The organism is Paramagnetospirillum sp. (assembly GCF_058402745.1).
On the sequence record NZ_JBZVFI010000018.1, the window covers coordinates 184465 to 195677 of the forward strand.

Here is an 11213-nt window from a genome sequence, read left to right on the forward strand (position 1 = left end):
CTCAGCGCCGCAACAGGCGAAACACCGCCCGGCCCAGTTGGAACAGCCCCAGGCGCCGCAGCAGATCCTTGACCGTCTCGCGGCGCTCGAAGCGGCGGATGATGGCGCGCATCATCGCATATTCGCCGGACAGATCGGGCTCGGCCACCGTGTCGGCCCGGCGAAAGGTCAGCGAGAAGTGAACGCCGCCGTAGCTTTCCTCGTGGATGGCTTCCAACCCGGCAACGGCAGCGAGTTGGCGCAGCCGCGCGGGAGTGAAATACCACAGATGCGCGCTTTGAAACATGCCGAGGCATACATCTCGGCCATCGGGAACTTCGATATGGAAGACGCCACCGTCCGCCAGCATGGCGGCGCCCTGGGCCAGGGCGGCAGCGGGATCGGGCATATGCTCCAGCACGTGGGAAAGTATCAGGACATCGAAGCGCTCGCCCTCCAGGGCGTCCATGGCGCCCTGGCGGATGTCCATGCCCATGGCCCGTCCCGCGGCAGTCAGCTCGGGACTGTAATCGACACCGGTCACCGACTTGCCGTCCTCATGGAAGGCCCAGAGATTCCACCCCGCGCCGCAACCGATCTCGCCCACCCGCCGGATACGGTCGTAATCCACCGACTTCGCCACGGTATCACGTCGCCGCGTCATGCCCTCGGCCCGCGCCAGAAACTTCTCCCGGGTGTGGGGCAGCATCTTGGCGCTGTTGTAGAGGCGGCGATAGACGTCACTGCCGTAGAACCAGGCGATGGTGTCGTCGGCCATGCGCGGCCGGCAAAACATCAGGCCACACCGGCGGCACAGAACAACCGGCTGCCAGATACGGTACCGGTCATAGGTGGCGACCTGATCGAACTCGGTATTGCCACACAGGCATTGAGCCGGCTCGGTGAACGCCAGCTCCCCCGCCCTGGCCCGGCGGTTGAATTCGGCGACCAAGGCCTGCTGTTCACTGTCCAGGGTCTCGCTCGACGGATAGGCCGGGTCATGAAACAGCGGATGGCGGGTGATGATGGTCACGGGCACGAGGTTCCCCGGTTGGCGAATGGGCCAGACAATAGTCGAGACCATGCCTCTTCGTCCACGGTGGCGAAAATCACCTCGCGAGCCGGCGGCGTAGACGGCTGCAAACGGTCGAGATCGGCAGCCAGCGAGGCTGCCGAAGTCACCGGGACCGCCGCTCCCTCCGGCAGGATATCCAGGGCGACGCGGCCCGTCGGGCGGAATCGCAGGGTCGGCAACCCCATCAACAGGGCCTCCAACCCAACGGTCGTGGCGGCGAAAACCACCGCCGAAACCGCCGTCATCTCGCCCAGGCCACCCGTGGCACGCGCCACGCCGGGGGATTCGGCGAAGGCGAAGGGCGTCATGGGGTGGTCCTTGACCACGAAACGGCGCCCCGTGGCAGCGGCGAGGCGGGCAGCCTCCACCATCTCGGCGGCCACCGGGGCGTCGAAGGGCAGCGCCACGAATACCGGCGCGGCGGAATCAAAGCGCCCCCCGGCAACGGAGAACGGCCGCCGCGCCCCGCCCACCGCCAGCCGCTCGGCGGGAAATCCCCAGCGGCGCAACTGATCCAGGGTGGCGGAACCGGAGCACAGGACGTGGTCGGGAAGGCTGGCGGCACCATCTGGATTGGAACCGGGGCCGTAATTAAGCATCTGGCGGCCGATCACCGAATGCTGATAGCCCAGGGTCTTGATGCCGAGGCGGCGGGCCTGGCGTACGAAATCGCGCTCCCAGCCATGATTCTCCCACGGCCAGGCCACCACCGGCGGCCGGGCACGAGCCAGCCAGCGGCGCTGGCAATGCAGCTGCCAGGCGATGGCGGCGGCCTGGGCACCACCGCCTTCCAGGGCGGCGGCGCGGCGGACCAGCCAGGAATACCGCCCAGACATCACCGCCGAACCGGGCTTCCAACGGGCCAAGGGCAGGGCCAGAAGGGCCGTCAGCGGCGAGCCGAAACCATGCAGCGACACGGTGCGGCCGGCAACACTCAGGCTCTGGAGACGTTCGCCCCGCGCATCCACATGGAGCAGCCGGACCAGATGGGGCTGGCGCGCCATCAGGTCGCCGAAATAGGCGTCGGCCCCGGCGGCGTCGCTGCGGGGATGGCCATAGACCAGCAGGCTGGGGGTGGCGGCGGGCAGCGAGGCGGCCATGCCCCGCTGCGCCCAGGCCAAGCGGGCGGTGGACAGGCCGTAGGCGAGCCGCGCGGCGAGGCCGCGCAGGGCGAGACGCAGGCGGCGCCACAAAATGGGCGGTGCGTCCCCGGCCTCGACGCCGGGCAGCGCGGACAGGTGGCGGAACAGCCAGGGATCATCGCAAACCACCAAGGTAACCTCGGCTTCCCTGGCCCAGGACTCGATCAGCGCGGCCCAAGCCATCATCAGGCCGAAATCGGACGGATTGGGCGCGGCGCTGGGCGCGTGGGCCAGCACCGCCGAGGGCTCCGCTCCCATCCGTTTGGCCAAATCCAGCCAACAGGGGGCGGCGGCATCGAAGGCCCCCTCCAGCGTCGAATCCAAATCCGGCCGCCGCGACGCGGGATCCAGGCCGATGGGGGAAGGAGCGGCAATGGCGATCCACCAGCGCCAGGACGAAGCCGAAAGCGTCCGGCCGGACCGGCGCAACAATACGGTCATGGCCGCCCCGGCCGCCGGGCCAGCAGCCACATATGGGACGACAAGCCGTTATCCGCCAGGAAATCCTGGAAGGCCTCGGCGACGCAGGCGGGGCCGCGCAGCAGCTGTCGCAGGAACGGATCAATCACCGCCCCATCGTCCTGGGCCAGCGTATTGCGGACGATGTCCACGTCCAGCTTGCCCGGGGTCAGGAACGACAACAGCTCCAACCCGGCCTTGGCCACCATGGTTTCGGCACCGGCCCGGCTGAGAAAGGTGAGATGGTGGGGAGGCGACACCGCCTTGGAACGCTCCCCCAGGGTCATGATGTCAAAGCCGGTGCCGCACAGCCCCGACAGCGCCACCAGCCCGCCGGGGCGGGCAAGGCGGCCAAGATCCGTCAGAAAGGCCAGCGGATCGATCAGATGCTCGATCACCTCGAAGGAGGCGACCAGATCGGCGGTGCCTTCCAGCCCGGAAGCGGCCGCGTCGGCGGCGAAGCCCTCCACGGTCTGGAAGCCCTTGGCGCGCAGCTGGATCGCCGCGTCGCAAGCCGGCTCGACGGCCCAATGCTCGCGGCCCAGGCCCAGCGCGCGGGCTTCCTCCAGGAACAGCCCCAGCCCGGCCCCCACATCCACCACCCGCACCGGGTCGATGCCATGGCGGGTGGCCAGCTCCTTCAGCCGCTCGACACGCGGCCGAAAGATGGCGCCGCGCCGCGCCTCGGCCACCGCCGGAAAAAACACGGTGTTCCAATAGGTCTGGGACGGGCTGTCGCGATAGAAGGCCGACAAGGCCTCGCCGGGCGGCACCGCCTTGACGTAAAGGGTTGCACAGGCGCGACAGCGGACCAGGGTGAAACCGTTCTTGGTGAAGCCGAATTCGCTCGCATCCTCGCCACAGCCCGGGCAGGCACGATCAACCAGACGGGCGGAATCGGGAAAGAACCGGGCGGAATCCTCGGCGCTGAGGCGCAGATATTCCGCCAGCAGGTCGGCGGGACGGATATCGGCCTCGCGCATGGCCGGACCTAGTTGTACGGCCGGAAGACAGGCTTCACCACCGGCCCCAGCAACAAGGCATCGGTTCCGCTTTCCAGGGCGCGGACATAGACCTTCAGCGCCTTGCGGGCGGCCTCCAGGGTGGCATCGACCTCGGCGGGACCGTGGGAATAGCCCGGCGCGATGTAATTGATGATCACCCCGTGACGGGCCATTTCCTGCAGGAAGAGGGTCCGCAAGGCCATGGAGACCTTACCCTCCGCGTCCAGAGTAAGGTAGGCCGGGCTGCACGAAATGCCGAAGGCCTTGAAGGACTGCCCCACCCCCATCTCGGCGGCCACGGCGTTAAGGCCTTTGATCAGCTTGGCGCCGGTATCCCACATGGTCTCGATCACCGGCTGGGTACGGAAGATGTCCAGGGTCGCCATGCCCGCGGCGAGTCCGTGATTTTCGGCGCCGTGAGTGGTGGAGATCATGAACACCCGCTTCTTGTCATGGAACAGGCCGCCCAGTTCCATGACCTCGCGCTTGCCCACCAGGGCGGCGACGGCGAAACCGTTGGCCATGCCCTTGCCGAAGGTTGCCATGTCGGGATCAAGGCCATAGGTGACCTGAGCCCCCTGCTGGTGCCAGCGGAAGCCGGTGATCATCTCGTCGAGGATGAACAAGGCGCCATGCTTGCGGCACAGGGCCTGGACACCCTGGAGAAAGCCGGGCTTGGGCTCCTCGGAGGTGGCGGCTTCCATGATCACGCAGGAGATCTTGCCGGGATGGGTGTCGAACTGGAATTCCAGGCTGGCGAGGTCGTTGTAGCGGAACGGCAGCGACAGAGCTCCGAAACCTGACGGAATGCCGCCATCGCAGGGCGTGGTGCCAATGAACCAGTCGTCATAGCTGAAAAATGGATGGTCCTTGCAGAAGGCCACGTAGTCGCGGCCGGTATAGGCCCGGGCCAGCTTGACGGCGGCGCTGGTGACCGTGGAGCCGTTCTTGGCGAACTTGACCATCTCGGCGCAGGGAATATGGTCGATCAGCCGCTCGGCATATTCAGTTTCGATGAAGGAGGGCCGCCCGAAATTCGAGCCCCTCCACATCTGGGCGATGGCGGCCTCGATCACCGGCCTGATGCCGTAACCCAGGCTCATGCTGCGCAAGCCGGCGGTCCAATCGAGGAACCTGTTGTCCTCGTCGTCCCACACATAAGGGCCTTCGCCACGCTCGAGATAGGCGGGCGCGTTCGCGGGAAACTGGTCGTCACCCTTGGAATAGGTGTGGGCCCCACCGGGAATCAGGCGATGGGTCAAGGCCGACTTGGTGTTGCTCATGCCTGAATACCTTGCTCGTTGCTCTTCTCGGCGCGCAACAGCAATTCGAGAACCGCTTCATCCTTCTCGAAGCTGAACGGCCATGGCCGTTCACCCCGCACGGCGGCGACAAAGTCGGCCATCTCCCGCTCATAGGGCTCGTCGGAATGGATGTAGTCGGTCTCGACCCGCACGGCGTCAAAGGAGAAGACCTGCTCCTCGTAGGCGTTGGCCTTGCCGGTGGGGGTCCACAGACGCACCGAATTACTGGCGTGGTTCCACTCCATGGAGCCTTCCGAACCGTTGATGCGGAAGATACGGAAAGCGGGGCGCGAGACCACGTCCACCACCAGATGGCCGATCATCCCCGATTTAAAGCGCAGCAACAGCTGGTACACATCGTCGATGTCGCATTCCAGGTCGGTCAGCTTGTCCTTCATGCACATCAACGCATCCACCGGGCCCAGCATATCCACCATCCAGGACAGCTCGAAGGGCACGATCTCGCGGCAGGCGCCGGTGTCGCGCTTGGAGACGTAGAAGTCCTTGTAGCTTTCCCAGGGGTGCCAATCGGGCAGGTACTGGCCGCTCTGATAGGTGAAGGACAGGGGCTTGCCGATGGCACCCGATTCCAGCAGTTCGGTCATCTTGCGCGGGCCGGCGAAGTAGCGCAGGGTCGAGGACGGCGCCCCCACCTTGCCGGTCTCCTTCAGGCGACGGATCATCTCGTGACCACGCGGGTCGGTGACGTTGGCTTCGCAGAAGAAGTGGCGCCCCCGGTCCAGCGCCTTGAAGCCGTAATCCAGATGGGTGTCTGGCGGCGTGGAGATGACCCAGGCGTCCACCTCCAACGCTTCGGCGACGGCCCAGTCGCCCACCGTCTTGATGGCGTATTTTTCCTCGGCCTCGGCACGGCGGTCGGCGCGGGGGTCGAAGCCGGTGATGTCGGTGAAGCCAAGACGCTTGAGATTGCGCACCCGGCGCTTGCCCATGGAACCGAGACCAACGATGAGAAAGCGCATGGGAGCCAACCTTGATTGTGGAAGTGATGGGCCGGGTCTCAGGAGGCCGGCGAATCGCCCTGCGACCAAGCCGTTCAGGCGTTAGGGGGCATTTTCGAGAGCGTTTCCTCGGCAAGGCGAATGAAGACGGGGCGAGTGAAATCCATTTGCCGGGAGAAGTCAATTGAACCGGATAGGCCCGCCGCCACCGCGGCGTAAGGCGCCATCTTGAACGACGCCGTGGCTTGCGCGGCACGGCGATTCTTGCATTTCCCCGGACCCGCCCGAGCATACGTTTCAGCCCGTAATTGGCGCGGGCTTTACAGTGACGGAATGTTCCGCTCTTCGACTATTGCGCCCGATGCTGATCAGTCCTGCGGAATCCCACGGAGATGGTCGTGGACTGATCGGAGACGGGTCTGGTAAGAAAGCGCCGTCTGAAGTTGACCTCGCTCTTGCTAATAGCCATCGGGCAAAAATGGATCATCTCGATCAACTCGAACACCAAAGCGTCTACATCTTCCGTGAGGCGTTCCATGCCTTCGACAAGTTGGCCATGCTGTGGTCGATCGGCAAGGATTCCAACGTGATGCTGTGGCTGGCCCGGAAGGCCTTCGGCGGCCACGTGCCGTTTCCGGTAATTCACGTGGACACCAGCTACAAGATTCCCGAGATGATCGAATTCCGCGATCGCATCGCGGCCGAATTGAAGCTGAAGATCATCATCGGCAAGAACGAGGAGGCGCTCGCCGCTGGCATGGGGCCGGACAAGGGCCGCGTCACCTGCTGCGGCGCGCTGAAGACCGAGCCGTTGAAGAAGATCATCGCCGAGCACGGCTTCACCGGCGTCATCGCCGGCATCCGCCGCGATGAAGAGGGCACACGCGCCAAGGAGCGGGTGTTCAGCCCCCGCAACGTCGCCAATGAATGGGACGTCAAGGACCAGCCGCCCGAATTCTGGGACCAGTACAAGATCGATTTCGCGCCCGGCACCCATGTCCGTATTCATCCCCTGCTCGCCTGGACCGAGCAGGACATCTGGCGCTATATCCGCCGCGAGAAGATTCCTCTGGTGGAACTGTATTTCGCCAAGTGCGGCCGCCGCTACCGTTCGCTGGGCTGCGCGCCCTGCACCGGCTCCATCGCGTCCGAGGCCACCACCCTGGACCAGGTGATCGCCGAACTGGAGCAGACCACCCTGTCGGAGCGGTCGGGCCGCGCCCAGGATAAGGAATCCGAAGACGCCTTCGAACGTCTTCGCGCCCAGGGATACATGTAATGACCGACCCCCGTGCCCCCCTTCGCATCGTCGTCGCCGGCCATGTGGACCACGGCAAATCGACCCTGGTCGGCCGCATGCTGCACGAAACCGGCGCCCTGCCCGACGGCAAGGTCGATGCCCTGAAATCGGCCAGCGAAAAGCGCGGCATGCCCTTCGAGTGGGCCTTTGTCATGGATGCCCTGCAAGCCGAACGCGACCAGGGCATCACCATCGACACCGCCCACATCATGTTCAGCACCGCGCTGCGCCCCTATGTCATCATCGACGCGCCGGGGCACAAGGAATTCCTCAAGAACATGGTGACCGGCGCCGCCGGTTGCGACGCCGCCCTGCTGCTGGTGGACGCCGAGGAGGGTGTCCGAGACCAGACCCGCCGACACGGATATCTCCTCCATCTGCTGGGGGTCAGAAGCGTCGCGGTGGTGATCAACAAGATGGACCGGCTGGGCTTCGATCAGACCCGCTTCGACGGCGTCGCCGCCGAGGTCCGGTCCTATCTGGACGAATTGGGCCTGTCGGCCTCGGCGCTGATTCCCATTTCGGCCCGCGACGGAGATAACGTGGCCGCAGCCTCGGACCGTACGCCCTGGTACAAGGGGCCGACCGTGGTCACGGCCCTGGACGCCTTCCCCGAACGCCCCCAGGCCATGGACCGGCCACTGCGCCTGCCGGTGCAGGATGTCTACAAGTTCGACGACCGGCGCCTGATCGCCGGCCGGATTGAAAGCGGCCGCCTGGCCGTGGGCGACCGGCTGATGTTCTCGCCCTCAAACAAGACGGCGCGGGTGGCTTCCATCGAGACCTGGAACGCCCCGCCCGCCACGGAAGCGGCGGCGGGGGAATCGGTCGCCATCACCCTGGACGACCAGATCTTCGTCCAGCGCGGCGAGGTAATCAGCCACATCGAACGCGCCCCGGTGGAAACCAATGTCTTCAGGGCACGCGTCTTCTGGCTGGGACATCGCCCGCTGACCCAGGGCGCCGGTTACCGCTTGCGGGTGGCGACCGCCAGCTACCCTGTGGAAGTGGTGTCCATCGACCGGGTGATCGACGTCAGCGACCTGTCGCACCATGACGGTGAGACGGTGGAGCGTAACGGCGTCGCCGAAATCACCCTGCGAAGCCGCGTGATGATGGTGATTGACGATCACGCCACCGATCCGGCTCTGGGGCGCTTCGTGATGGTTGATGGTTGGGACATTGCCGGCGGTGGCATCATCAGCCTTGAGGGATGCCGAGACCAGCGTTCCAGCCATACCGTGCGCTCGACCAACGTAACCACCGCCGAGCACAAGGTTACCATGCCCGAACGCTGGCATTCCTCCGGCCACAAAAGCGGCATCCTGTGGCTCACCGGTCTGTCGGGGTCGGGCAAGACCACTCTGGCGCTGGAGTTGGAACGCCGTCTGTTCCGTCGGGGCCGCATGGTCTATGTCCTGGATGGCGACAATATCCGTCAGGGGCTGTCGGCGGATCTGGGCTTCACCCCGGACGAACGCTCTGAAAACATCCGCCGGATCGGCGAAGTGGCCAAGCTTTTCGCCGATGCCGGCCTGATCGTCATCACCGCCTTCATCTCGCCCTATCGCGATGACCGCGATCGGGCGCGCGCCATCGCCGGTGACCTGTTCCATGAGATCCACATTGCGGCCGATCTCGACCACTGCGAAGCCAGAGATCCCCGAGGCCTGTACAAGAAGGCCCGTGCCGGAGAGATCCGCGAGTTCACCGGCATTTCCGCCCCCTATGAGGCACCGGTCCAACCGGAGCTGAAGGTCGATACCGCCAATCAGACAGTCGAGCAGAGCCTGGAATGCCTGATGAGCTACATCGAAGCCCACTTCACCCTGAACGAGTGACGGAATTCCGGCCAAAGTTGACGTAACTCGCTCGCGCCCCGTATGGTGCGCCTCGATTAGCAAGATAGCGGCCAGAGGGTAGGGATGGGACGCCTAGGTGGAGCTCTCATGAGGCATATGTACGTTCATATCAGCCAGCCCAAAGCCGACACCGCATTCTTGCTGCGACAGGTGTTTCCCCAACCCGACGTCCAGTTCCCGGACCATCATGACCGTGCAAATCCGGTCCCTGATCGGCGAATCGGTGGCGACTTGGCCCAATATGGATATTTTTGACCAGACGGAGAGCGCCAAATGAGACGGTCGGCCGTAATCGTCTGGAGCCTGTTCGACCGGGCGACCCGTTTACGGGCCGTCCTGCTGGTCGGCCAGATTATCTTCACGGGATTGCTTGAAGCCGCCGGCATCGGCATGGTCTTGCCGCTGTTCCAGGTGATCAGCAACCCCGCGAGCCTGGAAACCGACCGCTGGCTCAGCATGGCTAACGACCTTCTCGGCCGCCCCGGGCATGGACGTTTCATCCAGCTCTTCTGCGTCTTCATGCTGATCTTCTTTGTCTTCAAGAACATCCTGGTGGCATTGGACAGTTATTCCCGTGCCCGCTTCGTCTGGCGCGGCAGCACGCGTCTGGCCGCCCGGCTGCTCACGGTTTACATGTACCGCCCGTTCAGCCGCCACCAACAGGAAAATTCCGCGGTGCTGGTGCGCAACGTCACCACCTCCATCAACCAGTGCTTTATTGGCATGGTCATGCCGGCATTGATGCTGCTCTCCGAGTTGGCGGTGGCGACGGCGGTGGTGGGCGTGCTGTTCATGGCCCAACCGATGGCGGCGAGCATCGTGGTGGCGGTCCTCGGCCTGCCCATGGCGGTGCTGATGCCGTTCCTGCGCCGCCCACTGTCCCGTTGGGGGCGACGCCTCCATGAATGCAGCGCCGAGATTCTGACAATCCTGCATCACTGCTTTGGCGGTCTGAAGGAAATCAAGGTGTTGGGACGCGAACAGAACTTTCTCGGTACCTTCCGCGAGGTCACTCAGGGCTTTGCCCTGATCCAGGAACGACGCATGCTGCTGGAAAGCGTGCCGCGCATGTTGCTGGAGATTCTCATCATCATCAGTCTTATGTCCATGGCACTGGCCGTGGTCGGCGAAGGCAAGAACGCGGTCGATGTCGTGCCGGTGCTGGGTCTGTTCGGCGCGGCGGCCTTCCGGCTGATGCCGTCTCTCAACCGCATCAGCAGCCTGACCAATTCCATGAAGTTCAACGAGGCCGCCCTGGTGGAAATCGCCACCGACATGGAGGAAGAGCCCCAGGCCAGGCGGACCGCTGCCCGGATTGCCGATTCCGTCCGCGACGTGCCGCTGCGCCAATCCTTCGAATTGCGTGACGTCACCTGCCTGTATCCCGGTGCCGACCGGCCGGCGCTGCAGGATGTCAGCATCGCCATCCGGCGCGGCGAATCGGTGGCCTTCATAGGGTCGACCGGCGCCGGCAAGACCACCCTGGCCAATCTGGTCCTGGGATTGCTGGAACCCGATTCCGGCAAAGTCCTGGTCGATGGTGTCGAGGTCAGCCACCGTGGCGCCTGGGTCGGGCATGTGGGCTTGGTACCCCAGGACGTGTTCCTGCTGGATGATACCTTGCGCCGCAATATCGCCCTTGGCCTGCCCGATGCCCTGATCGACGAGAGCGCCCTGGCGCTGGCCGTCTCCATGGCCCAGTTGGAAGAATTGATCGCCACCCTGCCGTCAGGCCTCGACACCGTCGTAGGTGAGCGCGGGGCGCGGCTTTCGGGCGGGCAGCGCCAAAGAGTGGCCATTGCCAGGGCGCTTTACGGCAATCCCGACCTGCTGATCCTGGATGAGGCAACCTCCGCCCTGGACGCCGAGACCGAAGCCGCCGTCACCGGCGCCATAACCCGCCTGCATGGCGCCAAGACCCTGATCCTCATCGCCCATCGCCTCAGCACGGTGCGTCATTGCGACCGCCTGTACTGGATGAAGGACGGTCGAATCGTCGATAGCGGCAGTTTTGACGACCTCGCCCGCAGGAATCAGGAGTTCCAGAGCATGCTGCGCCATCTGGACCTGTCCGAAACTCTGGCGCTTGAGCGCGATGGGGATTAGAACCTTTTCTTGGCTTGCGAGTC

General features: G+C 64.8%; 8 protein-coding genes. 3 read left to right on the forward strand and 5 right to left on the reverse strand.

Annotated elements, in window-relative coordinates; genetic code table 11:
• Position 1: 1 nt before the first annotated feature.
• Genes ACV4UZ_RS16795 through ACV4UZ_RS16815 form a run of 5 tightly spaced genes read right to left on the reverse strand, consistent with a single transcriptional unit; the run spans position 2 to position 5943 of the window.
• A complete protein-coding gene (locus ACV4UZ_RS16795) occupies positions 2-1018 on the reverse strand; it encodes a class I SAM-dependent methyltransferase (RefSeq protein WP_491601937.1) in 1017 nt (338 codons plus the stop codon).
• Positions 1009-2637 (reverse strand): hypothetical protein, encoded by a 1629-nt coding sequence (locus ACV4UZ_RS16800; RefSeq protein ID WP_491601938.1) that lies wholly within the window; start codon positions 2635-2637, stop codon positions 1009-1011. Before ACV4UZ_RS16800 ends, ACV4UZ_RS16795 begins: the two co-directional genes overlap by 10 nt.
• Positions 2634-3638 carry a class I SAM-dependent methyltransferase gene (locus ACV4UZ_RS16805; protein WP_491601939.1) on the reverse strand — a complete coding sequence of 335 codons (1005 nt, stop codon included), beginning with the start codon at positions 3636-3638 and terminating at the stop codon, positions 2634-2636. Before ACV4UZ_RS16805 ends, ACV4UZ_RS16800 begins: the two co-directional genes overlap by 4 nt.
• Before the next feature lie 8 nt (positions 3639-3646).
• On the reverse strand, positions 3647-4942 hold the full coding sequence (locus ACV4UZ_RS16810) for a glutamate-1-semialdehyde 2,1-aminomutase (RefSeq protein WP_491601940.1): 1296 nt from the start codon (positions 4940-4942) through the stop codon (positions 3647-3649).
• Positions 4939-5943, reverse strand: a complete 1005-nt coding sequence (locus ACV4UZ_RS16815) for a Gfo/Idh/MocA family protein (RefSeq protein ID WP_491601941.1) — start codon at positions 5941-5943, stop codon at positions 4939-4941. Before ACV4UZ_RS16815 ends, ACV4UZ_RS16810 begins: the two co-directional genes overlap by 4 nt.
• Before the next feature lie 457 nt (positions 5944-6400).
• Between ACV4UZ_RS16815 and cysD the strand changes: the two genes are divergently transcribed.
• The 3 genes from cysD (at position 6401) to ACV4UZ_RS16830 (ending at position 11190) form a co-directional block, all read left to right on the forward strand.
• Positions 6401-7201: a sulfate adenylyltransferase subunit CysD gene (gene cysD, locus ACV4UZ_RS16820; protein WP_491601942.1), complete on the forward strand. Its 801-nt coding sequence runs from the start codon at positions 6401-6403 to the stop codon at positions 7199-7201.
• The gene (gene cysC / locus ACV4UZ_RS16825) at positions 7201-9063 is read left to right on the forward strand and encodes an adenylyl-sulfate kinase (protein ID WP_491601943.1); all 1863 of its coding nucleotides are present in this window, start codon (positions 7201-7203) and stop codon (positions 9061-9063) included. Before cysD ends, cysC begins: the two co-directional genes overlap by 1 nt.
• Before the next feature lie 294 nt (positions 9064-9357).
• A complete protein-coding gene (locus ACV4UZ_RS16830; protein WP_491601944.1) occupies positions 9358-11190 on the forward strand; it encodes an ABC transporter ATP-binding protein in 1833 nt (610 codons plus the stop codon).
• Positions 11191-11213 lie beyond the last annotated feature (23 nt).

Bases quoted from the DNA above. Each gene is read 5' to 3' on its own strand.
- ACV4UZ_RS16800 (WP_491601938.1), bottom strand. From the start codon at position 2,637: ATGACCGTATTGTTGCGCCGGTCCGGCCGGACGCTTTCGGCTTCGTCC.
- ACV4UZ_RS16805 (WP_491601939.1), bottom strand. From the start codon at position 3,638: ATGCGCGAGGCCGATATCCGTCCCGCCGACCTGCTGGCGGAATATCTG.
- ACV4UZ_RS16830 (WP_491601944.1), top strand. From the start codon at position 9,358: ATGAGACGGTCGGCCGTAATCGTCTGGAGCCTGTTCGACCGGGCGACC.
- ACV4UZ_RS16810 (WP_491601940.1), bottom strand. From the start codon at position 4,942: ATGAGCAACACCAAGTCGGCCTTGACCCATCGCCTGATTCCCGGTGGG.
- cysD (WP_491601942.1), top strand. From the start codon at position 6,401: ATGGATCATCTCGATCAACTCGAACACCAAAGCGTCTACATCTTCCGT.
- cysC (WP_491601943.1), top strand. From the start codon at position 7,201: ATGACCGACCCCCGTGCCCCCCTTCGCATCGTCGTCGCCGGCCATGTG.
- ACV4UZ_RS16815 (WP_491601941.1), bottom strand. From the start codon at position 5,943: ATGCGCTTTCTCATCGTTGGTCTCGGTTCCATGGGCAAGCGCCGGGTG.